The following is a 22,710-nucleotide window of genomic DNA, read 5'->3' on the forward strand; positions in this document are numbered from 1 at the left end:
CGGAGCGTACTGGTCCGGATGCGCTGCGTCCAAGACGCGTCGTCCCGACCCCGAATTCGGGTACGGCCGGGTATCCCCGGCGCGATAGGGTCGGAGGACCATTTGTAGGAATCGCTGCCGCCGGCGGTTCGGGTACAGACAGAGAGCGGTGTGACGTGTCCGGTGTAGAGGTGGCCGGGATCATCGTGGCCGTCTTCTGGGCCATCCTGATCTCCTTCCTCGCCGTCGCCCTGGTGCGGCTGGCGCAGGTGCTCAGGGCGACCACCAAGCTGGTGTCCGAAGTGACCGACCAGGCCGTACCGCTCCTGGCCGACGCCTCCAGCACCGTCCGCTCCGCGCGCACCCAGCTCGACCGGGTCGACGCCATCGCGAGCGACGTCCAGGAGGTCACCTCCAACGCCTCCGCACTGTCCTCCACCGTCGCCACCGCCTTCGGGGGACCGCTCGTGAAGGTCGCGGCCTTCGGCTACGGCGTCCGCAAGGCGCTGGGCAAGGGGGACGCCGCCCCGGGCGGCGTGCCGCCGAGGGCATCCCGCCGTACTGTGATCGTTGGCCGAACGGTGCCGGCCGCCCGGCGCCGGAAGCAGAAGGACTGAGACGCCGATGTTCCGCCGAGCCTTCTGGTTCACCGCAGGCGCAGCCGCCGGCGTGTGGGCCACCACCAAGGTCAACCGTCAGCTCAAGAAGCTGACGCCGGAGAGCCTCGCGGCCCAGGCCGCCGACAAGGCCGTCGAGGCGGGTCACCGCCTCAAGGACTTCGCCCTCGACGTCAAAGCGGGAATGACGCAGCGCGAGGACGAGCTGAACGATGCACTGGGGCTCCACCAGGACCCCGACCGGCCCGACAACGTCACCGCCCTCCCCGGGCCGCGGCGGCTGCGGGCCATCGAGAACGACCAGATCAACCACCGACCAAAGCTTTCGTACAACCGGAATGAGGACCACTGATGGAGTCGGCTGAAATCCGCCGCCGCTGGCTGAGCTTCTTCGAGGAGCGCGGTCACGCCGTTGTCCCTTCGGCGTCGCTCATCGCGGACGACCCGACTCTGCTGCTGGTGCCCGCGGGCATGGTGCCGTTCAAGCCCTACTTCCTGGGTGAGACCAAGCCGCCGGCCCCCACGCTCACCAGCGTCCAGAAGTGCGTCCGTACGCCGGACATCGAAGAGGTCGGCAAGACCACCCGCCACGGCACGTTCTTCCAGATGTGCGGCAACTTCTCCTTCGGCGACTACTTCAAGGAAGGCGCCATCAAGTACGCCTGGGAGCTGCTCACCAGCTCCGTGGCGGACGGCGGCTACGGCCTGGAGCCGGAGAAGCTCTGGATCACCGTCTACCTCGACGACGACGAGGCCGAGCAGATCTGGCGCGACAAGATCGGCGTCCCGGCCGAGCGCATCCAGCGCCTGGGCAAGAAGGACAACTTCTGGTCCATGGGCGTCCCGGGCCCCTGCGGCCCCTGCTCCGAGATCAACTACGACCGCGGCCCCGAGTTCGGCGTCGAGGGCGGCCCGGCCGTCAACGACGAGCGCTACGTGGAGATCTGGAACCTGGTCTTCATGCAGTACGAGCGCGGCGCCGGCGACGGGAAGGAAGACTTCCCGATCCTCGGTGACCTGCCGTCGAAGAACATCGACACGGGTCTCGGCCTCGAACGCCTCGCGATGATCCTGCAGGGCGTGCAGAACATGTACGAGACCGACACCCTGCGCGTGGTCATGGACAAGGCCACGGAGCTGACCGGCGTCCGGTACGGCGCCGCCCAGAACACGGACGTCTCGCTGCGCGTGGTCGCCGACCACATCCGCACCTCGACCATGCTCATCGGCGACGGCGTCACCCCCGGCAACGAGGGCCGCGGCTACGTGCTGCGCCGCATCATGCGCCGCGCCATCCGCAACATGCGCCTCATGGGCGCCACCGGTCCCGTCGTCCAGGACCTGATCAACGTCGTGATCGAGACGATGGGCCAGCAGTACCCGGAGCTCATCACCGACCGCAAGCGCATCGAGACCGTCGCGCTCGCCGAGGAAGCCGCCTTCCTGAAGGCCATCAAGGGCGGCACCAACATCCTCGACACCGCCGTGACCGAGACCAAGGCCGCCGGTGGCACGGTCCTCTCCGGCGACAAGGCGTTCCTGCTCCACGACACCTGGGGCTTCCCGATCGACCTCACCCTGGAGATGGCCGCCGAGCAGGGCCTCTCCGTGGACGAGCCCGGCTTCCGCCGCCTGATGCAGGAGCAGCGCGACCGGGCCAAGGCCGACGCCAAGGCCAAGAAGACCGGCCACGCGGACATGTCCGCCTACCGGGAGATCGCCGACGGCGCCGGCGCCACCGAGTTCACCGGCTACGCCACCAACCAGGGCGAGTCCACCATCGTCGGCCTGCTGGTCAACGGCGTCTCCGCGCCCGCCGCCTCCGAGGGCGACGACGTCGAGGTCGTCCTCGACCGCACCCCCTTCTACGCCGAGGGCGGCGGCCAGCTCGCCGACCAGGGCCGGATCAAGCTCGACTCGGGCGCCGTCATCGTCGTCCGCGACGTGCAGCAGCCGGTGCCGGGCGTCTCCGTGCACAAGGGCTCCGTCCAGGTCGGCGAGGTGACGGTGGGCGCTTCCGCGTACGCCGCCATCGACGTCAACCGCCGCCGGGCCATCGCCCGCGCCCACTCGGCCACGCACCTGACCCACCAGGCGCTGCGCGACGCCCTCGGCCCCACGGCCGCCCAGGCCGGCTCCGAGAACAGCCCCGGCCGCTTCCGCTTCGACTTCGGCTCCCCGAACGCCGTCCCCGGCTCGGTCCTCACCGACGTCGAGCAGAAGATCAACGACGTGCTCTCGCGGGAGCTCGACGTCACCGCCGAGATCATGAGCATCGACGAGGCGAAGAAGCAGGGCGCCATCGCCGAGTTCGGCGAGAAGTACGGCGAGCGCGTGCGCGTCGTGACCATCGGCGACTTCTCCAAGGAGCTGTGCGGCGGCACGCACGTCGGCAACACCTCCCAGCTGGGCCTGGTGAAGCTGCTCGGCGAGTCCTCCATCGGCTCCGGCGTGCGCCGCGTCGAGGCCCTCGTCGGCGTGGACGCGTACAACTTCCTCGCCAAGGAGCACACGGTCGTCGCCCAGCTCCAGGAGCTGGTCAAGGGCCGTCCGGAGGAGCTGCCGGAGAAGATCGCCTCCATGCTCGGCAAGCTGAAGGACGCCGAGAAGGAGATCGAGAAGTTCCGCGCGGAGAAGGTCCTCCAGGCCGCCGCCGGTCTCGCCCAGAACGCCCAGAACATCAACGGCGTGGCCCTCGTCGTCGGCCAGGTCCCGGACGGCACCGGCGCCGACGACCTGCGCAAGCTGGTCCTCGACGTCCGCGGCCGCATCCCGGGCGACCGCCCGGCCGTCGTGGCCCTGTTCACCGTGGCGAACGACCGCCCGCTGACCGTCATCGCCACCAACGAGGCGGCCCGCGAGCGCGGCTTCAAGGCCGGCGACCTGGTCCGTACGGCTGCCAAGACCCTCGGTGGCGGCGGTGGCGGCAAGCCGGACGTCGCCCAGGGCGGCGGCCAGAACGCGGCTGCCGTGCCGGAGGCCATCAGCGCCGTCGAGCGCCTCGTCGTCGAGACGGCCTGACGATGACACTGCGCCGCGGCCGCCGACTGGCCATCGACGTCGGGGACGCCCGGATCGGGGTCGCGTCCTGCGACCCCGATGGGGTGTTGGCCACACCGGTGGAAACCGTTCCGGGCCGGGACGTCCCCTTCGCCCACCGGCGGCTGCGGCAGCTCGTCGAGGAGTACGAGCCCCTCGAAGTCGTGGTCGGCCTCCCCCGCTCGCTCAGCGGGCGGGAGGGGCCGGCCGCGGCCAAGGTGCGCGCCTTCGCGGGCGAACTCGCCAAGGGCATCAAGCCGGTGACGGTCCGTCTGGTGGACGAGCGGATGACCACGGTCACCGCCGCCCAGGGACTGCGCGCCTCCGGCAGGAACGCGAAGAAGGGCCGGTCGGTCATCGACCAGGCCGCCGCTGTGGTGATCCTTCAGAACGCTCTTGAGACCGAACGGGTATCAGGTAATCCGCCTGGTGAGTGCGTCGAAGTGGTTGTCTGATCGCGATACGGTAACGTTCCGCGCGATGAGACGGCATTCGAACAGCCGTCGCCCACCGTCAAAGAGGCGGAACCGGGTGCCACGGACGACGGAGTCCGTGGCCCTGCGTCTCGCGGCTCTAGGGGACCGATGACTGAGTATGGCCGGGGCCGTGGCCCCGAACCCTGGCACCCTGAGGACCCCCTGTACGGGGACCAGGGGTGGACCGGGCACCAGACCCAGCAGGGCCAGGTGCCGTACGCCGGTGCCCCGCAGCAGGAGTATCAGGACCCCCAGTACCAGCAGCAGCAGTACCCCCAGCAGCCTCAGTACCAGGAGTACCAGCAGTACCCCGAGTACCAGCAGCAGCAGTACGCGCAGCAGCAGTACGCCCAGCCTCAGCAGGGGTACGCCCCGCCGCAGCAGGCTCAGCACCCCCAGCAGCCGCAGCAGTACGCCCAGCAGCAGGGGCAGCCCCAGCAGCCGGTGTACGACAGCCAGGGCTGGGACACCGGCCAGGGCCAGTACACGGCCGCGGTGCAGACCGACCCGTACGCGGGCGCGGACTACGCCCAGCACCCGTCCGCCGGCTACCCCGGCGAGACCCCCGACCTCTACGGCACGGCCGAGGCCTACCCGCCGCCGCAGCCCCCGGGCCGGCGCCACCTGGAGCCGGAACCGGTCGAGCAGGAGGAGGAGCCCGAGAGCGACCTCCCCGTCGGCGGTGCGGGCGGTCGCGACGGCGAGGACGACGGTGACGGCGACGAGCCCGCGGGCCGCCGCGGCGGCCGGACGCCGAAGGGCGGCAAGAAGCAGCGCAGCGGCACGGCCTGCCTGCTCGCCGCCGTGGTCATCCTCGGCGTGGTCGGCGGTGGCGGCTACTACGGCTACAGCTACATCAAGGCGAGGTTCGCTCCCGCCGAGGACTTCGCCGGCGAGGGCGCCGGCGAAGTCGTCGACGTGGAGATCCCCAAGGGCGCGGGCCTGGGGCAGATGGGCCGCATCCTCAAGGAGGCCGGCGTCGTCGCCAGTGCCCAGGCCTTCGTCGACGCGGCGAACGCCAACCCCAGGGGCAAGTCCATCCAGCCCGGTGTCTACCCGATGAGCAAGAAGATGTCGGGTGCGGCCGCCGTCGCGCTGATGATCGACCCCACCAAGCTGAACGTCATCACCGTCACCGAGGGCATGCGCAACTCCAAGGTGTACGAGGCGATCGACAAGAAGCTGAGCAAGCCGGAGGGCACCACCCGGGAGATCGCCCTGCGCGACGCCAAGAACCTGGGCCTGCCGGCCTGGGCCGGGAACAACCCGAAGCTCATGGACCCGCTCGAAGGCTTCCTGTTCCCGACGCGCTACGACCTCAGCAAGGACAGCACTCCCGAGTCGCTGCTCAAGCAGATGGTCAAGAACGCCACCGACAAGTACGCGGAACTGGGTGTCGAGGCCAAGGCCAAGGAACTGGGGCTGGAGAACCCGCTCCAGGTCGTCACGGTCGCCAGCCTCGTCAACGCCGAGGGCAAGAACCACGACGACTTCCGCAAGATGTCCGAGGTCGTCTACAACCGCATGAAGAAGACCAACGACGTCACGAACCAGAAGATCGAGTTCGACTCGACGTACAACTACGCCAAGAACCAGAGCGAGATCAACTTCAACCTCAAGGAAGCCCAGGCGTTCAACAACCCGTACAACACCCACTTCATCAAGGGTCTGCCCGTCGGCCCCATCGGGAACCCGGGCATGGACGCCCTTACCGCTACGCTCAACCCGGACCACGGCGGCTGGATGTTCTTCGTGTCGGTCGACGGCAACACGACGACCTTCACCAAGACCTACGACGAGCACCTCAAGCTCGTCGCCGAGTTCCAGGAACGGCAGAAGCAGAAGAACGGCGGGTAGCAGGACATGACACGGATACGGGCCGCGGTGCTGGGTTCGCCCATCGAGCACTCGCTCTCACCGGTGCTCCACCGTGCCGCCTATCGGGAGCTCGGCCTCGACGACTGGTCGTACGACCGCTTCGGGGTCGACGAAGCCGCGCTCCCCGGGTTCGTCGCCGGACTCGGCCCCGAGTGGGCCGGGCTGTCGCTGACCATGCCGCTCAAGCGGGCGATCATCCCGCTGCTGGACGGCGTCAGCGACACGGCGGCCTCCGTCGAGGCCGTCAACACGGTCGTCCTCACGCGGGACGGCCGGCGCCTGGGCGACAACACCGACATCCCCGGCATCGTCGCGGCGCTCCACGAGCGCGGCGTCGAGAAGGTTCCCTCGGCCGCCATCCTCGGCGCCGGGGCCACCGCCTCCTCGGCACTGGCCGCGCTCTCGCGGATCTGCACCGGCGAGGTCACGGCGTACGTCCGCTCCTCGGCGCGCGCCGACGAGATGCGGCAGTGGGGCGAGCGGCTCGGCGTCGCCGTCCGCACGGCCGACTGGTCCGAGGCGGCCGCGGCGCTCCAGGCGCCCCTGGTCATCGCGACCACCCCGGCCGGAGCCACCGACGAACTGACCGCGGCGGTCCCGGCCGGCCCCGGCACCCTCTTCGACGTCCTCTACGACCCGTGGCCGACCGCCCTCGCCGCCGCCTGGTCGCAGCGCGGGGGCACGCTCCTGGGCGGCCTGGACCTGCTGGTGCACCAGGCCGTCCTCCAGGTCGAGCAGATGACCGGCCGCTCCCCGGCGCCGCTCGAAGTGATGCGGCGCGCGGGCCTCGCGGCCCTCTCCGGAGCCCACTGAGGCTCCGGCGCGGCCGGGCGGCCGGGCCTGCGAAACGGTCTTGGCGGGAATGTGACTACTCGCCGGTAATGTCGCCCGTTACCCTGTTCACCTGCACTTTTACAGGGGGATGGGATGGACGGGACGGACACGGAGCAGGTACTGGCGTCGAAGTGGGATCTCCCCCTGGCGCTGTTCAGCCTGATCAGGGTGGCCTTCGGAGACCTGCCGGTCTGGGCCAAGGCCGTCGTCTTCGGACTCATCGGTTCCGTGGGCGTGTGGACGGCGATCAGCTGGCTCCGCGGCCGCCGCAGCCCCGCCCGCTGACCACCAAGGCGTCCGACAGCTGGACCGGGGCCCAAGAAACCACTCCGGACGTGGGAGGATTCGGGTGAGGCGGGTCCGGGCCGCGCACCCGATCGCGCCGTCGCAGTACCAGGCGCGAGCATGAGGAGCATCGTTGAGCAGGTTGCGTTGGCTGACCGCAGGAGAGTCGCACGGACCGGCACTGGTCGCGACGCTGGAGGGTCTTCCCGCCGGCGTCCCGGTCACCACCGAGCTGGTGGCCGATCACCTGGCCCGTCGCCGGCTCGGCTATGGCCGCGGTGCCCGGATGAAGTTCGAACAGGACGAGATCACCTTCCTCGGCGGCGTCCGCCACGGCCTGTCCCAGGGCTCCCCGATCGCGGTCATGATCGGCAACACCGAGTGGCCCAAGTGGGAGACCGTCATGTCGGCCGACCCGGTCGACCCCTCGCTCCTCAAGGACACCGGCCGCAACGCGCCGCTGACCCGTCCGCGCCCCGGCCACGCCGACCTCGCGGGCATGCAGAAGTACGGCTTCGACGAGGCCCGGCCGATCCTGGAGCGCGCCAGCGCCCGTGAGACCGCCGCCCGCGTCGCCCTCGGCGCCGTCGCCCGTTCCTTCATCAAGGAGGTCGCGGGCATCGAGATCGTCTCCCACGTGGTCGAACTGGCCGCGGCCAGGGCCCCGTACGGCGTCCTCCCCACCCCCGCCGACGTCGACAAGCTCGACGCCGACCCCGTGCGCTGCCTCGACGCCGACGCCAGCAAGGCGATGGTCGCGGAGATCGACCAGGCCCACAAGGACGGCGACACCCTCGGCGGCGTCGTCGAGGTGCTGGCCTACGGCGTCCCGGTCGGACTCGGCTCGCACGTCCACTGGGACCGCCGGCTCGACGCCCGCCTCGCCGGAGCCCTCATGGGCATCCAGGCCATCAAGGGCGTCGAGGTCGGCGACGGCTTCGAGCTCGCCCGCGTGCCCGGCTCCAAGGCGCACGACGAGATCGTCTCCACCCCCGAGGGCATCAAGCGCACCTCCGGCCGCTCCGGCGGCACCGAAGGCGGCCTGACCACCGGCGAACTGCTCCGCGTCCGCGCCGCGATGAAGCCCATCGCGACCGTTCCGCGCGCCCTGGCCACCGTCGACGTCGCCACCGGTGAGGCGACCGTGGCCCACCACCAGCGCTCCGACGTGTGCGCCGTGCCGGCCGCCGGCATCGTCGCCGAGGCGATGGTCGCCCTCGTGCTGGCCGACGCCGTCGTCGAGAAGTTCGGCGGCGACTCGGTCCCCGAGACCCGCCGCAACGTCCGGGCCTACCTCGACAACCTGCAGATCCGGTGACGGCCGGACCGCTCGTCGTCCTCGTCGGGCCCATGGGGTCCGGCAAGTCCACGGTGGGGGCGCTGCTCGCCGAGCGGCTCGGCGTCCCCTACCGGGACACCGACGCGGACATCGTCACGGCCCAGGACCGGCCGATCTCCGACATCTTCGTCGACGAGGGCGAGCCGTACTTCCGGGAGCTGGAACGGCAGGCCGTCGCGGCCGCCGTCTCCGAGCACACCGGGGTCCTCGCCCTCGGCGGCGGCGCCGTCCTCGACGAGGGCACCCGCGAGCTGCTGACCGGCCTGCCCGTCGCCTATCTCTCGATGGACGTCGAAGAAGCCGTACGGCGCGTGGGCCTCGGCGCCGCGCGCCCGCTGCTCGCCGTCAACCCGCGCCGCCAGTGGCGCGAGCTGATGGAGGCCAGGCGCCCCCTGTACACCGAAGTCGCGCGCGTCGTCGTGGCCACCGACGACCGCACCCCCGAAGAGGTCGCCCAGGCGGTCCTCGACGCTCTGGAGTTGAAGGACGTATGACAGACCAGGTGACGCGGATCCAGGTCGGCGCGAGCGCCGGACACGACGCGTACGACGTGCTGGTCGGGCAGCAGCTGCTCGGCGAGCTCGGCTCCCTGATCGGTACGAAGGCCCAGCGGGTCGCCGTCATCCACCCCGAGGCGCTGGCCTCGACGGGTGAGGCGCTGCGCGACGACCTCGCCGACCAGGGCTACGAGGCGATCGCCATCCAGGTGCCGAACGCCGAAGAGGCCAAGACGGTCGAGGTCGCCGCGTACTGCTGGAAGGCGCTGGGCCAGTCCGGCTTCACCCGCACCGACGTCATCGTCGGCGTCGGCGGCGGAGCCACCACCGACCTCGCGGGCTTCGTCGCGGCCAGCTGGCTGCGCGGCGTGCGCTGGGTCGCCGTACCGACCACCGTCCTGGCGATGGTGGACGCGGCCGTAGGCGGCAAGACCGGCATCAACACCGCCGAGGGCAAGAACCTCGTGGGCGCCTTCCACCCGCCGGCCGGCGTGCTCTGCGACCTGGCGGCGCTGGAGTCGCTGCCGGTCAACGACTACGTCAGCGGCCTCGCCGAGATCATCAAGGCCGGATTCATCTCCGACCCGGTGATCCTCGACCTGATCGAGGAGGACCCGCAGGCGGCCCGTACGCCCGCCGGTCCGCACACCGCCGAACTGATCGTGCGCTCCATCCAGGTCAAGGCCGACGTCGTCTCCAGCGACCTCAAGGAGTCGGGACTCCGCGAGATCCTCAACTACGGCCACACCCTCGCGCACGCCATCGAGAAGAACGAGCGCTACAAGTGGCGGCACGGCGCGGCCGTGTCGGTCGGCATGGTCTTCGCCGCCGAACTCGGCCGGCTCGCCGGCCGCCTCGACGACGCGACCGCCGACCGGCACAAGGAGGTCCTGGCCTCCGTCGGGCTGCCGCTGACCTACCGCGGCGACCAGTGGCCCAAGCTGCTCCAGACCATGCAGGTCGACAAGAAGTCCCGCGGCAACCTGCTGCGCTTCATCGTCCTCGACGGGCTGGGCAAGCCGACCGTCCTGGAGGGCCCCGACCCGGCGCACCTGATCGCCGCCTACGGCGAGGTGTCGGCGTGAGCCGCCCCGTCCTCGTGCTGAACGGCCCGAACCTGGGCCGGCTCGGCTCGCGCGAGCCCGACGTGTACGGGGCCACTTCGTACGCGGGCCTGGTGGAGAGCTGCCGGTCGCTGGGCGAGGAACTCGGCTTCGACGTCGAGGTCCGCGAGACCAACGACGAGGGCGAGATCATCCGCTGGCTGCACGAGGCGGCGGACGGGAAGATCCCCGTGGTCATCAACCCGGGGGCCTTCACCCACTACTCGTACGGCATGCGGGACGCGGCCGCGCAGCGCACGGCGCCGCTCATCGAGGTGCACATCTCGAACCCGTACGCCCGTGAGGAGTTCCGGCACACCTCGGTCATCGCGGCCGTGGCGACCGGGACCGTGGCGGGCTTCGGCATCGGCTCCTACCGGCTGGCGCTGCGTGCGCTGGCGGACGAGATCGACGCCTGACCCACCCGCCCGGTGGCCTGGTGGACGGCCGGGCCTCCGCGGTCATATAACGTTCTCGCATCAGTCGCAGGAACGAGACGGAGTGGCAGCGGATGCACCAAGGAGTGGGTGGCGGGGCCTGGGGGCAGCCGGGGCAGCGTCCTGCGGCGCCCCCGCAGCCGCCAATACCCCCGGCGCAGGGCTGGCCGGGTGCGCACCCGCCCCCGCCGCCGTCCCAGCACCAGGCCCCGCCCCAGCACCAGGCCCCGGCGTCGCCGCCGCAGGTGCCGCCCGGGCCCGAGACCACCGGGCACATCCCGCTGCCGCCCGCGGTGGCGGGAACCGGCGGCGCCGTGCTCGCCGTACTGCTGATCGGGCCCGCCGGCGCGGGCAAGACCACCGTGGCCCGGCACTGGGCCAGCACCCGTCCCGTGCCCACCGCCCACGTCAGCCTGGACGACGTGCGCGAATGGGTCTGCTCCGGCTTCGCCGACCCGCAGGCCGGCTGGAACGAGCACTCCGAGGCGCAGTACCGGCTCGCCCGCCGCACCTGCGGTTTCGCGGCCCGCAACTACCTGGCCAACGGCATCTCCTGCATCCTCGACGACGCCGTCTTCCCCGACCGGCCCGTGGTGGGACTGGGCGGCTGGAAGCGGCACGTGGGGCCGACGCTGCTGCCGGTCGTGCTCCTGCCCGGCCTGGAGATCGTCCTGGAGCGCAACGCCGAGCGCTCCGGCAACCGCCGGCTCTCCGACGAGGAGGTCGCCCGCATCCACGGCCGCATGGCCGGCTGGTACGGCTCCGGGCTGCCGATCATCGACAATTCCCAGCTCGACGTCGAAGGCACCGCCCGCGCCCTCGACGAGGCCCTGGCCAGGGCCCTCCCGGCACCGGGCGGCTGGTAGCGGCCCCCACACAGCCCGGGCGGGGGAGAGGGCGGGGGCGGCGGCCCGTCGCGGCGGGGGTCGTACCGCGCCTCGTCCGGACGCGCTCGCCGGGCCGGATCCGCAGGGCGCTCGTACGCTCGAAGACATGTCAGACGTGTACGCCGCCCGTCGGGGCCTGCTTCGCGACCGATGCGCCGCCGCGGGGAACGCCGCAGCGCTGATCACGCGTCCGGCGAACGTCCGCTACCTCTCCGGGGCGTCACCGCTCGGCGCCGTACTGCTCGTCGGACCGACCGAGGACGCGATGTTCTGCGCCGGCGCACCCACCGGCGAGGCCGACGAAGGCCGCCTCGACGAACACCTCCGGGTCACCGTGCTGGCCGGCCGCGGCGGGGACCCCGCCGTCGCGGCGGCCGACGCCGCCTCCTCCGTACGTGCCGACTCGCTCGCCGTGGAGGAGCACCACCTCACCGTCGCCCGGCACCGGGCCCTGCGGTCCGTCGCGCCCAGGCTGCGCCTCGCCGACCTCGGCAACGCGGTGGAGCAGCAGCGCCTCGTCAAGGACGAGGGGGAGATCGCCTGCCTGCGGATCGCCGCCGAGATCGCCGACCAGGCCCTGGGCGAGCTGCTGGAGTCCATCCTCGTCGGGCGCACCGAACGCCACCTCGCGCTGGAGCTGGAGCGCCGGCTCGTCGACCACGGTGCGGACGGCCCGGCCTTCCCGACCTCCGTCGGCACCGGCCCGCACTCCGGCCGCTCCCGGCACCGCCCCTCCGACCGCAGGGTGGAGGAGGGCGACTTCCTCTCCGTCTGCCTGGGCGCCAACTACCGCGGCTACCGGTGCGAGATCGGCCGGACCTTCGTCATCGGCACCACCCCGGCCGACTGGCAGATCGAGCTCTACGACTGCGTCTTCACCGCCCAGCGGGCGGGCCGGGAGGCACTCCTGCCGGGGGCCGCCTACCGGGAGGTCGACCACGCGGCCCGGTCCGTACTGGACTCCGCGGGGCACGCGGAAGCCCTCGCTCCATGGACGGGACACGGTGTCGGCCTCGAAATCGACGAGGACCCGCAGCTTGCACCTACGGCAATGGGTAAACTGGACGCTTGCGTGCCGGTCACCGTCGAACCGGGGGTTCACCTCCCCGGCCGGGGAGGTGTCCGGATCGATGACACGCTCGTCGTACGCCCCGAGGCGGACGGCGGTCCCGAGCTACTCACCATTACGACCAAGGAGCTGCTCGCGCTCTAGCCCGCACTGCCGGGTAGTGCGCGCACCCGTGGTCTTCCAGTGCAGGAGATTCCGCAACCGTGGCTTCCACGAACGACCTCAAGAACGGCATGGTGCTCAAGCTCGACGGTGACCAGCTCTGGTCCGTCGTCGAGTTCCAGCACGTCAAGCCCGGCAAGGGCCCGGCCTTCGTGCGCACCAAGCTCAAGCACGTGCTCTCCGGCAAGGTCGTCGACAAGACCTTCAACGCCGGCACGAAGGTCGAGACGGCCACCATCGACCGCCGTGACATGCAGTTCTCTTACATGGACGGCGAGTACTTCGTCTTCATGGACATGCAGACCTACGACCAGCTGATGGTCGACAAGAAGGCTGTCGGCGACGCCGCCAACTTCCTCATCGAGGGCTTCACCGCCTCCGTGGCGCAGCACGAGGGCGAGGTGCTCTACGTCGAGCTCCCGGCCGCCGTCGAGCTCGTCATCGAGCACACCGACCCGGGCGTCCAGGGCGACCGCTCCACCGGCGGCACCAAGCCGGCGCGCCTGGAGACCGGCCACGAGATCCAGGTCCCGCTCTTCGTCAACACGGGCGAGAAGGTCAAGGTCGACACCCGCAGCAGCGACTACCTCGGCCGGGTGAACAGCTAACCGTGGCTGCCCGGAGCAACGCGCGCAAGCGCGCCTTCCAGATCCTCTTCGAGGCCGACCAGCGCGGGGTGTCCGTCCGCGAGGTCCTCGCGGACTGGATCCGCCACGCGCGGTCGGACGACCGGCAGCCGCCGGTCAGCGCCTTCACGATGGATCTCGTCGAGGGTTACGCCGACAAGGTGAACCGCATCGACGACCTGATCGTCACCTACGCCGTGGACTGGGACCTCGACCGCATGCCGGTCGTGGACCGGAACATCGTGCGGCTCGGTGCCTACGAGCTGATCTGGGTGGACGACACCCCGGACGCCGTGGCCATCGACGAGGCCGTCCAGCTCGCCAAGGAGTTCTCCACGGACGAGTCCCCCTCGTTCGTGAACGGGCTGCTGGCCCGCTTCAAGGACCTGAAGCCGAGCCTGCGGCGCAGCGAGAGCTGACCGCACGCCGCCCCACGGCAGCACCGGCACCGCCATTCGGAAGGGCCCGCAACGCACGCGCTGCGGGCCCTTCCGTTGTCGCCCCTGCGTCCGCCGTGGCACGAGGGACGCAAAAAACCGGTGGGTGCCGGGCCCCCGCAAGGGCCCGGCACCCACCGGTAAACGTTTCTGCTGGTCTGGAGCGTGAGGTCAGACGTCCTCGTGCGCCACCGCGCGACGGGCGTCCGCGTCCAGCACGCCCCAGCTGATGAGCTGCTCGGTCAGGACCGAGGGCGACTGGTCGTAGATGACGGCCAGGGTGCGCAGGTCGTCCTGGCGGATCGACAGCACCTTGCCGTTGTAGTCACCGCGCTGGCTCTGGATCGTCGCCGCGTAACGCTGCAGCGGGCCGGCCTTCTCGGCGGGGACGCCCGCCAGACGCTCCAGGTCGAGGCGCAGCTTCGGCGGCGGCTCGGCCGCTCCGCCGGGAGTCGTGCCCGGCAGCAGTTCCTGCACCGGCACCCCGTAGAAGTCCGCCAGTTCGGCCAGGCGCTGGACGGTCACGGCGCGGTCCCCGCGCTCGTACGATCCGACCACCACGGCCTTCCACCGGCCCTGCGACTTCTCCTCGACACCGTGGAGGGAAAGGCCCTGCTGGGTGCGGATGGCGCGGAGCTTGGCCCCGAGCTGTTTGGCGTATTCGCTGGACATAACGCTCCCGGACGCTGTGACGCTGTGACTGCATGGACACTGCGACTACATAACTACGTGCGGCTCCGCCGCGCGGCTGGTAACTCACTGTGAGGTTACGCAGCGTTACTTGGGTGCGTCAAGCCGAATGGTCTCCATCCCCCCGCGAGGGCGGCGCCAGCAGCCCCGTGGGCGCCCCCGCGCCGACCCCGGGTGCCGGGTCACCGTCGCCGCCCTGGTACCGTGGGAGACGTACATCAGACGTCCTTTAAGGTCCGTCCCGTGAGGCGGAGAAGGAGGTCCTTTTCATGGACGCCCAGCAGAACTCCGATTCCGCGCGCCCCGTACTGGAGGCGCAGGACATCGCACGGGTCCTGACCCGTATCGCCCACGAGATCGTCGAACGCGCCAAGGGCGCCGACGACGTGGTGCTTCTCGGCATCCCCACCCGCGGTGTGTACCTGGCCCGCCGGCTGGCGGCCAAGCTCGAAGAGATCACCGGCACGAAGATCCCGGTCGGCTCCCTCGACATCACCATGTACCGCGACGACCTGCGGATGAAGCCCGCCCGCGCGATCGGCCGCACCGAGATCCCCGGTGACGACCTCGACGGCCGCCTCGTCGTCCTCGTCGACGACGTCCTGTTCTCCGGCCGCACCATCCGTGCCGCGCTCGACGCCCTCGGCGACCTCGGCCGCCCCCGCGCCGTACAGCTCGCCGTCCTCGTCGACCGCGGCCACCGCGAGCTGCCGATCCGCGCCGACTACGTCGGCAAGAACCTCCCCACGTCGCTGCGGGAGACCGTCAAGGTCCAGCTCCAGGAGGAGGACGGCCGTGACGCCGTGCTGCTCGGCCAGCGGACCGCCCAGGCAGCAGGGCAGTAGCCCACCACGACGACGGACCCCGGCGGGGTCCGCGCCGAGGCCTGCCCTGCCCGCCCGCACCCCTGCACGTCCGTCCGCCTGCATGCCCTCCCGACCTACGGAGCCATCCAGATGAAGCGCCACCTCATCTCGGCCGCCGATCTCACGCGCGACGACGCCGTCCTGATCCTCGACACCGCCGAGGAGATGGCCCGCGTCGCGGACCGGCCGATCAAGAAGCTGCCCACCCTGCGCGGCCTCACCGTCGTCAACCTCTTCTTCGAGGACTCGACCCGCACCCGGATCTCCTTCGAGGCGGCCGCCAAGCGGCTCTCCGCCGACGTCATCAACTTCTCCGCCAAGGGCTCCTCGGTTTCCAAGGGCGAATCCCTGAAGGACACCGCGCTGACCCTGGAGGCGATGGGCGCCGACGCCGTCGTCATCCGCCACCACGCCTCCGGCGCCCCCTACCGGCTCGCGACCTCCGGCTGGATCGACTCCGCCGTCGTCAACGCCGGCGACGGCACCCACGAGCACCCCACCCAGGCCCTGCTGGACGCCTTCACCATGCGCCGCCGCCTCGTCGGCCGCGACGCCGGCCTCGGCAAGGACCTGAACGGCCGCCGGATCACCATCGTCGGCGACGTCCTGCACAGCCGGGTGGCCCGCTCCAACGTCCACCTGCTGCACACCCTCGGCGCCGAGGTCACCCTGGTGGCTCCGCCCACGCTCGTCCCGATCGGCGTCGAGACCTGGCCGTGCGAGGTCTCGTACAGCCTCGACGACGTGCTGCCGAAGTCCGACGCGGTGATGATGCTGCGTGTGCAGCGCGAACGCATGAACGCCGCCTTCTTCCCGACCGAGCGCGAGTACTCCCGCCGGTACGGGCTCGACGGCGACCGCATGGCCAAGATGCCCGAGCACGCCATCGTGATGCACCCCGGCCCGATGAACCGCGGCATGGAGATCACCGCCCAGGTCGCCGACTCCGACCGCTGCACGGCCGTCGAGCAGGTCGCCAACGGCGTCTCCACCCGGATGGCCGTCCTCTACCTGCTGCTCGGAGGCTCCGAGCCCGCCGTCACCACCACCCCCGCCGCCGCCCGTACCGAGGAGAGCAAGTAACCATGAGCAAGATCCTTATCCGTGGCGCGAAGGTACTCGGCGGCGAGGCGCAGGACGTCCTGATCGACGGCGAGACCATCGCCGCCATCGCCCGGACGGGCGAAATCGACTGGAGTGGCACCGGCCTGTCCGCCGAGGGCGCGACCGTCATCGAGGCCGAGGGCCAGGTCCTCCTGCCCGGCCTCGTCGACCTGCACACCCACCTGCGCGAGCCCGGCCGCGAGGACTCCGAGACCGTCCTGACCGGCACCCGCGCCGCCGCCTCCGGCGGCTACACCGCCGTCTTCGCCATGGCGAACACCTTCCCGGTCGCCGACACCGCGGGCGTCGTCGAGCAGGTCTGGCGCCTGGGCAAGGAGTCCGGCTACTGCGACGTGCAGCCCATCGGCGCCGTCACCGTCGGCCTGGAGGGCAAGCAGCTCTCCGAGCTGGGCGCCATGCACGAGTCCGCCGCCCGCGTCACCGTCTTCTCCGACGACGGCAAGTGCGTCGACGACGCCGTGATCATGCGCCGCGCCCTGGAGTACGTGAAGGCCTTCGGCGGCGTCGTCGCCCAGCACGCCCAGGAGCCCCGCCTCACCGAGGGCGCCCAGATGAACGAGGGCGTCGTCTCCGCCGAGCTGGGCCTCGGCGGCTGGCCCGCCGTCGCCGAGGAGTCGATCATCGCCCGCGACGTCCTCCTCGCCGAGCACGTCGGCTCCCGCGTCCACATCTGCCACCTCTCCACCGCCGGCTCCGTCGAGATCGTCCGCTGGGCCAAGTCCCGCGGCATCGACGTCACCGCCGAGGTCACCCCGCACCACCTGCTCCTCACCGACGAGCTGGTCCGCTCGTACAACGCGGTCTACAAGGTCAACCCGCCGCTGCGCACCGAGCGCGACGTCATGGCCCTGCGCGAGGCGCTCGCCGACGGCACGATCGACATCGTCGCCACCGACCACGCCCCGCACCCGCACGAGGACAAGGACTGCGAGTGGGCCGCCGCCGCCATGGGCATGGTCGGCCTGGAGACCGCGCTCTCCGTCGTCCAGCAGACGATGGTGGAGACCGGACTGCTCGACTGGGCGGGCGTCGCCGAGCGCATGTCCTTCGCCCCGGCGCGCATCGGCAGCCTGGACAACCACGGCCGTCCCGTCTCGGCAGGTGAACCCGCGAACCTGACCTTGGTCGATACCTCGTACCGTGGTGTCGTGGACCCCGCACACTTCGCCTCCCGGAGCCGCAACACGCCCTACGAGGGCCGTGAGCTCCCGGGACGCGTCACTCACACCTTCCTGCGGGGCCGGGCAACGGTCGTGGACGGGAAACTGGCGTGACACCTGCAGTGATCCAACTGGCCGCCGAGGCCGCCGAACGACAGTCGGCGGAGGTGACCGAAGTCGGTGCCCGCGTCGCGTGGGTGGTCGGCCTGGTCGTCTTCATCGCGTTCGTGTACTGGCTGATGCGGCAGGGCTGGAAATGGCGAGGCGCTCTGCAGAACGATCTGCCCGAGCTCCCCACCACCCCCGACGGTCTCCCCGCGCACCGGCTGGCCCTGACCGGCCGGTACCACGGCTCCACCACCGCCGGGCAGTGGCTCGACCGGATCGTCGCCCACGGTCTGGGCGTCCGCAGCCGGGTCGAGCTCACGCTCACCGACGCGGGCCTGGACGTGGTCCGACCGGGTGCAGGCGACTTCTTCGTACCGGCCGCGCAGCTGCGCGGCGCCCGCCTCGACAAGGGAATCGCGGGCAAGGTACTCACCGAGGGCGGTCTGCTCGTCGTCACCTGGGCGCACGGCGACAAGCTGATCGACTCCGGATTCCGCTCCGACCGCGCGGCCGAACACGCCGCATGGGTCGAAGCGATCAACCTCATGAACCCATCCATCACGACGGAAGGCGCCGAACGATGACGACCTCCACCAGGGGAGCAGCCAAAGCTCCCGCCGTACTCGTCCTGGAGGACGGCCGCATCTTCCGCGGCCGCGCCTACGGCGCAGTGGGGGAGACCTTCGGCGAGGCCGTGTTCTCCACCGGCATGACCGGCTACCAGGAGACCCTCACCGACCCGTCGTACCACCGGCAGGTCGTCGTGATGACCGCCCCGCACGTGGGCAACACCGGCGTCAACGACGAGGACCCCGAGTCCTCCCGCATCTGGGTCTCCGGCTACGTCGTGCGCGACCCCGCCCGCGTCCCCTCCAACTGGCGCTCCCGGCGCACGCTGGACGAGGAACTCGTCAAGCAGGGCGTCGTCGGCATCTCCGGCATCGACACCCGCGCCCTGACCCGCCACCTGCGCGAGCGCGGCGCCATGCGCGTCGGCATCTTCTCCGGCGAGTCCTGGGTCGGCATCCGCGACGAGGCCCTCCTGGCCAAGGTCCGCTCCCAGCCCGAGATGAAGGGCGCCAACCTCTCCGCCGAGGTCGCCACCAAGGAGACGTACGTCGTCCCCGCGATCGGCGAGAAGCGCTTCACCGTCGCCGCCGTCGACCTCGGCATCAAGGGCATGACCCCGCACCGCATGGCCGAGCGCGGCATCGAGGTCCACGTGCTCCCCGCCACCGCCACCGTCGAGGACGTGTACGCGGTCGAACCGGACGGCGTGTTCTTCTCCAACGGCCCGGGCGACCCGGCCACCGCCGACGGCCCCGTCGCCGTCATGCAGGGCGTCCTGGAGCGCAAGACCCCGCTCTTCGGCATCTGCTTCGGCAACCAGATCCTCGGCCGCGCGCTCGGCTTCGGCACCTACAAGCTGAAGTACGGCCACCGCGGCATCAACCAGCCGGTCCAGGACCGCACCACCGGCAAGGTCGAGGTCACCGCGCACAACCACGGCTTCGCCGTCGACGCGCCCCTCGACAAGGTCTCCGAGACCCCCTACGGCCGCGCCGAGGTCTCCCACGTCTGCCTGAACGACCAGGTCGTCGAAGGCCTCCAGCTGCTCGACCAGCCGGCCTTCTCCGTCCAGTACCACCCCGAAGCGGCCGCCGGCCCGCACGACGCCGCGTACCTCTTCGACCGCTTCGTATCCCTGATGGAGGCCGAGCGTGCCTAAGCGCACCGATATCCAGTCCGTCCTGGTCATCGGCTCCGGCCCGATCGTCATCGGACAGGCCGCCGAGTTCGACTACTCCGGCACCCAGGCCTGCCGCGTCCTCAAGGCCGAGGGCCTGCGGGTCATCCTGGTCAACTCCAACCCGGCGACGATCATGACCGACCCGGAGATCGCCGACGCCACGTACGTCGAGCCGATCACCCCCGAGTTCGTCGAGAAGATCATCGCGAAGGAGCGCCCCGACGCGCTGCTCCCCACCCTCGGCGGCCAGACCGCGCTGAACACCGCCATCTCCATGCACGAGCAGGGTGTGCTGGAGAAGTACGGCGTCGAGCTCATCGGCGCCAACGTCGAGGCCATCAACAAGGGCGAGGACCGCGACCTCTTCAAGGGCGTCGTCGAGGCCGTCAAGGCCAAGATCGGCTACGGCGAGTCCGCCCGCTCGGTCATCTGCCACTCCATGGACGACGTCCTCAAGGGCGTCGAGACGCTCGGCGGCTACCCCGTCGTCGTCCGCCCCTCCTTCACCATGGGCGGCGCCGGCTCCGGCTTCGCCCACGACGAGGAGGAGCTGCGCCGCATCGCCGGCCAGGGCCTCACGCTCTCCCCGACCACCGAGGTGCTCCTGGAGGAGTCCATCCTCGGCTGGAAGGAGTACGAGCTGGAGCTGATGCGCGACACCAAGGACAACGTGGTCGTCGTCTGCTCCATCGAGAACTTCGACCCGATGGGCGTCCACACCGGCGACTCCATCACCGTCGCCCCCGCCATGACGCTCACCGACCGCGAGTACCAGCGGCTGCGCGACATCGGCATCGCGATCATCCGCGAGGTCGGCGTCGACACCGGCGGCTGCAACATCCAGTTCGCGATCGACCCGGTCGACGGCCGCGTCATCGTCATCGAGATGAACCCGCGCGTCTCGCGCTCCTCGGCGCTCGCGTCGAAGGCCACCGGCTTCCCGATCGCCAAGATCGCCGCCAAGCTGGCCATCGGCTACACGCTCGACGAGGTCCCCAACGACATCACCGAGAAGACGCCGGCCTCCTTCGAGCCGACCCTCGACTACGTCGTCGTCAAGGCCCCGCGCTTCGCCTTCGAGAAGTTCCCGGCCGCCGACGCCACCCTCACCACCACCATGAAGTCGGTCGGCGAGGCCATGGCCATCGGCCGCAACTTCACCGAGGCCCTCCAGAAGGCCCTGCGCTCCCTGGAGAAGAAGGGTTCGCAGTTCACCTTCGTCGGCGAGCCCGGCGACAAGGACGAGCTCCTCGCCACCGCCGTCCGCCCCACCGACGGCCGCATCAACACCGTCATGCAGGCCATCCGCGCCGGCGCCACCCAGGAAGAGGTCTTCGAGTCCACGAAGATCGACCCCTGGTTCGTCGACCAGCTCTTCCTGATCAAGGAGATCGCCGACGAACTGGCCGGCGCCGAGAAGCTGGAGCCCGCGCTGCTCGCGGAGGCCAAGCGCCACGGCTTCTCCGACGCCCAGATCGCCGAGATCCGCGGCCTGCGCGAGGACGTCGTCCGCGAGGTCCGCCACGCCCTCGGCGTCCGACCGGTCTACAAGACGGTCGACACCTGCGCCGCCGAGTTCGCCGCGAAGACCCCGTACTTCTACTCCTCGTACGACGAGGAGTCCGAGGTCGCCCCGCGCACCAAGCCCGCGGTCATCATCCTGGGATCCGGCCCGAACCGCATCGGCCAGGGCATCGAGTTCGACTACTCCTGCGTCCACGCCTCCTTCGCCCTCAGCGACGCCGGCTACGAGACCGTGATGGTCAACTGCAACCCGGAGACCGTCTCCACCGACTACGACACCTCCGACCGCCTGTACTTCGAGCCGCTCACGCTCGAGGACGTGCTGGAGATCGTCCACGCCGAGTCCCTCGCCGGCCCCATCGCCGGCGTCGTCGTCCAGCTCGGCGGCCAGACCCCCCTGGGCCTCGCCCAGGCCCTCAAGGACAACGGCGTCCCCGTCGTCGGCACCTCCCCGGAGGCCATCCACGCCGCCGAGGACCGCGGGGCCTTCGGCCGCGTCCTCGCCGAGGCCGGCCTGCCCGCCCCCAAGCACGGCACGGCCACCACCTTCGCCGGCGCGAAGGCGATCGCCGACGAGATCGGCTACCCGGTCCTGGTGCGCCCCTCGTACGTCCTCGGCGGCCGCGGCATGGAGATCGTCTACGACGAGGCCCGCCTGGAGTCGTACATCGCGGAGTCCACCGAGATCTCCCCGACCCGCCCCGTGCTGGTCGACCGCTTCCTCGACGACGCCATCGAGATCGACGTCGACGCCCTCTACGACGGCAACGAGCTCTACCTCGGCGGTGTCATGGAGCACATCGAGGAAGCCGGCATCCACTCCGGCGACTCGGCCTGCGCCCTGCCCCCGATCACCCTCGGCGGCTACGACATCAAGCGCCTGCGCGCCTCCACCGAGGGCATCGCCAAGGGCGTCGGCGTCCGCGGCCTGATCAACATCCAGTTCGCGATGGCCGGCGACATCCTCTACGTCCTGGAGGCCAACCCGCGCGCCTCCCGGACCGTGCCCTTCACCTCGAAGGCCACCGCCGTCCCGCTCGCGAAGGCCGCCGCCCGCATCTCGCTCGGCGCCACCATCGCCGAGCTGCGCGAAGAGGGCCTGCTCCCGAAGACCGGCGACGGCGGCACCCTGCCGATCGACGCGCCGATCTCCGTCAAGGAGGCCGTCATGCCGTGGTCGCGCTTCCGCGACATCCACGGCCGCGGCGTGGACACCGTCCTCGGCCCGGAGATGCGCTCCACCGGCGAGGTCATGGGCATCGACGCCGTCTTCGGCACCGCCTACGCCAAGTCCCAGGCCGGCGCCTACGGCCCGCTGCCCACCAAGGGCCGCGCCTTCATCTCCGTCGCCAACCGCGACAAGCGCTCGATGATCTTCCCGGCCCGCGAGCTCGTCGCCCACGGCTTCGAGCTGATGGCCACCTCCGGCACCGCCGAGGTCCTGCGCCGCAACGGCATCAACGTCACCGTGGTGCGCAAGCTCAGCGAGGGCGAGGGCCCGAACGGCGAGAAGACCATCGTCCAGCTGATCCACGACGGCCAGGTCGACCTGATCGTCAACACCCCGTACGGCACCGGCGGCCGCCTCGACGGCTACGAGATCCGCACGGCGGCCGTGGCCCGCGGAGTCCCGTGCCTGACCACGGTCCAGGCGCTCGCCGCCGCCGTCCAGGGCATCGACGCGCTCAACCGCGGCGACGTGGGCGTCCGCTCCCTCCAGGAGCACGCGGAGCACCTGACCGCGGCCCGCGACTAGCAGCCCGTTCGAAAGGGGGGCACCGGCGACAACGACCGGTGTCCCCCCTTTCATGAGGTCCTTCCG

22 protein-coding genes are annotated in these 22,710 nt (G+C 70.9%); 21 read left to right on the forward strand and 1 reads right to left on the reverse strand.

All coding sequences use genetic code 11. The features are described from left to right. Positions 1 to 155 precede the first annotated feature (155 nt). The 15 genes from IG86_RS0120965 to nusB all read left to right on the forward strand — a co-directional run bounded on the left by IG86_RS0120965 (position 156) and on the right by nusB (position 13,647). Complete coding sequence (locus tag IG86_RS0120965; RefSeq protein ID WP_030656194.1) at positions 156 to 596, forward strand: DUF948 domain-containing protein; 441 nt, start codon at positions 156 to 158, stop codon at positions 594 to 596. A 7-nt stretch (positions 597 to 603) separates the two neighbouring features. Next, entirely contained in the window at positions 604 to 948 is a 345-nt protein-coding gene (locus tag IG86_RS0120970) for a DUF6167 family protein (protein ID WP_030656196.1), read from the forward strand. Beyond that, the gene (alaS, locus tag IG86_RS0120975; RefSeq protein ID WP_030830192.1) at positions 948 to 3,617 is read left to right on the forward strand and encodes an alanine--tRNA ligase; all 2,670 of its coding nucleotides are present in this window, start codon (positions 948 to 950) and stop codon (positions 3,615 to 3,617) included. Before IG86_RS0120970 ends, alaS begins: the two co-directional genes overlap by 1 nt. Positions 3,618 to 3,619: 2 nt before the next feature. Continuing rightward, on the forward strand, positions 3,620 to 4,090 hold the full coding sequence (ruvX, locus tag IG86_RS0120980) for a Holliday junction resolvase RuvX (protein WP_030830194.1): 471 nt from the start codon (positions 3,620 to 3,622) through the stop codon (positions 4,088 to 4,090). Positions 4,091 to 4,219: 129 nt separating this feature from the next. Beyond that, positions 4,220 to 5,968, forward strand: coding sequence for an endolytic transglycosylase MltG (mltG, locus tag IG86_RS0120985; RefSeq protein ID WP_030898664.1), 1,749 nt, complete (start codon positions 4,220 to 4,222; stop codon positions 5,966 to 5,968). A gap of 6 nt (positions 5,969 to 5,974) precedes the next feature. Beyond that, complete coding sequence (locus tag IG86_RS0120990; protein ID WP_030898666.1) at positions 5,975 to 6,802, forward strand: shikimate dehydrogenase; 828 nt, start codon at positions 5,975 to 5,977, stop codon at positions 6,800 to 6,802. Between the two features lie 114 nt (positions 6,803 to 6,916). Next, complete coding sequence (locus IG86_RS0120995; RefSeq protein WP_030830197.1) at positions 6,917 to 7,108, forward strand: hypothetical protein; 192 nt, start codon at positions 6,917 to 6,919, stop codon at positions 7,106 to 7,108. 133 nt (positions 7,109 to 7,241) lie between these two features. Next, positions 7,242 to 8,426, forward strand: a complete 1,185-nt coding sequence (gene aroC / locus IG86_RS0121000) for a chorismate synthase (RefSeq protein ID WP_030898668.1) — start codon at positions 7,242 to 7,244, stop codon at positions 8,424 to 8,426. Further along, positions 8,423 to 8,941, forward strand: a complete 519-nt coding sequence (locus IG86_RS0121005; protein ID WP_030656211.1) for a shikimate kinase — start codon at positions 8,423 to 8,425, stop codon at positions 8,939 to 8,941. Before aroC ends, IG86_RS0121005 begins: the two co-directional genes overlap by 4 nt. Next, positions 8,938 to 10,029 carry a 3-dehydroquinate synthase gene (gene aroB, locus IG86_RS0121010; protein ID WP_030830199.1) on the forward strand — a complete coding sequence of 364 codons (1,092 nt, stop codon included), beginning with the start codon at positions 8,938 to 8,940 and terminating at the stop codon, positions 10,027 to 10,029. The genes IG86_RS0121005 and aroB overlap by 4 nt, the downstream gene beginning before the upstream one ends. Further along, positions 10,026 to 10,466 carry a type II 3-dehydroquinate dehydratase gene (gene aroQ / locus IG86_RS0121015; RefSeq protein WP_030656216.1) on the forward strand — a complete coding sequence of 147 codons (441 nt, stop codon included), beginning with the start codon at positions 10,026 to 10,028 and terminating at the stop codon, positions 10,464 to 10,466. The genes aroB and aroQ overlap by 4 nt, the downstream gene beginning before the upstream one ends. A 92-nt stretch (positions 10,467 to 10,558) precedes the next feature. Beyond that, positions 10,559 to 11,350, forward strand: a complete 792-nt coding sequence (locus IG86_RS38925) for an AAA family ATPase (protein WP_030830200.1) — start codon at positions 10,559 to 10,561, stop codon at positions 11,348 to 11,350. Between the two features lie 127 nt (positions 11,351 to 11,477). Next, positions 11,478 to 12,584 carry an aminopeptidase P family protein gene (locus IG86_RS0121025; RefSeq protein WP_030830202.1) on the forward strand — a complete coding sequence of 369 codons (1,107 nt, stop codon included), beginning with the start codon at positions 11,478 to 11,480 and terminating at the stop codon, positions 12,582 to 12,584. 59 nt (positions 12,585 to 12,643) lie between these two features. Beyond that, the gene (gene efp, locus IG86_RS0121030) at positions 12,644 to 13,210 is read left to right on the forward strand and encodes an elongation factor P (RefSeq protein ID WP_030830204.1); all 567 of its coding nucleotides are present in this window, start codon (positions 12,644 to 12,646) and stop codon (positions 13,208 to 13,210) included. Between the two features lie 2 nt (positions 13,211 to 13,212). After that, positions 13,213 to 13,647: a transcription antitermination factor NusB gene (nusB, locus tag IG86_RS0121035; RefSeq protein WP_030830207.1), complete on the forward strand. Its 435-nt coding sequence runs from the start codon at positions 13,213 to 13,215 to the stop codon at positions 13,645 to 13,647. 189 nt (positions 13,648 to 13,836) lie between these two features. On the opposite strand, the gene bldD is transcribed toward nusB, so the two are convergent. After that, positions 13,837 to 14,337, reverse strand: coding sequence for a transcriptional regulator BldD (gene bldD, locus IG86_RS0121040; protein WP_030026184.1), 501 nt, complete (start codon positions 14,335 to 14,337; stop codon positions 13,837 to 13,839). Positions 14,338 to 14,624: 287 nt separating this feature from the next. On the opposite strand from bldD, the gene pyrR reads away from it, so the two are divergent. The 6 genes from pyrR to carB all read left to right on the forward strand — a co-directional run bounded on the left by pyrR (position 14,625) and on the right by carB (position 22,644). Beyond that, a complete protein-coding gene (gene pyrR, locus IG86_RS0121045) occupies positions 14,625 to 15,200 on the forward strand; it encodes a bifunctional pyr operon transcriptional regulator/uracil phosphoribosyltransferase PyrR (RefSeq protein WP_030656222.1) in 576 nt (191 codons plus the stop codon). A 111-nt stretch (positions 15,201 to 15,311) separates the two neighbouring features. Next, on the forward strand, positions 15,312 to 16,304 hold the full coding sequence (locus IG86_RS0121050) for an aspartate carbamoyltransferase catalytic subunit (protein WP_030830211.1): 993 nt from the start codon (positions 15,312 to 15,314) through the stop codon (positions 16,302 to 16,304). Positions 16,305 to 16,306: 2 nt separating this feature from the next. Further along, positions 16,307 to 17,620: a dihydroorotase gene (locus tag IG86_RS0121055; protein WP_030830214.1), complete on the forward strand. Its 1,314-nt coding sequence runs from the start codon at positions 16,307 to 16,309 to the stop codon at positions 17,618 to 17,620. After that, positions 17,617 to 18,198 carry a PH-like domain-containing protein gene (locus IG86_RS0121060; protein WP_030830217.1) on the forward strand — a complete coding sequence of 194 codons (582 nt, stop codon included), beginning with the start codon at positions 17,617 to 17,619 and terminating at the stop codon, positions 18,196 to 18,198. Before IG86_RS0121055 ends, IG86_RS0121060 begins: the two co-directional genes overlap by 4 nt. Next, positions 18,195 to 19,343, forward strand: coding sequence for a glutamine-hydrolyzing carbamoyl-phosphate synthase small subunit (carA, locus tag IG86_RS0121065; RefSeq protein WP_030898674.1), 1,149 nt, complete (start codon positions 18,195 to 18,197; stop codon positions 19,341 to 19,343). The genes IG86_RS0121060 and carA overlap by 4 nt, the downstream gene beginning before the upstream one ends. Next, entirely contained in the window at positions 19,336 to 22,644 is a 3,309-nt protein-coding gene (gene carB / locus IG86_RS0121070; protein ID WP_030830223.1) for a carbamoyl-phosphate synthase large subunit, read from the forward strand. The genes carA and carB overlap by 8 nt, the downstream gene beginning before the upstream one ends. Positions 22,645 to 22,710 lie beyond the last annotated feature (66 nt).

It is taken from the genome of Streptomyces virginiae (assembly GCF_000720455.1).
In the GTDB taxonomy this organism is placed as follows: domain Bacteria; phylum Actinomycetota; class Actinomycetes; order Streptomycetales; family Streptomycetaceae; genus Streptomyces; species Streptomyces virginiae.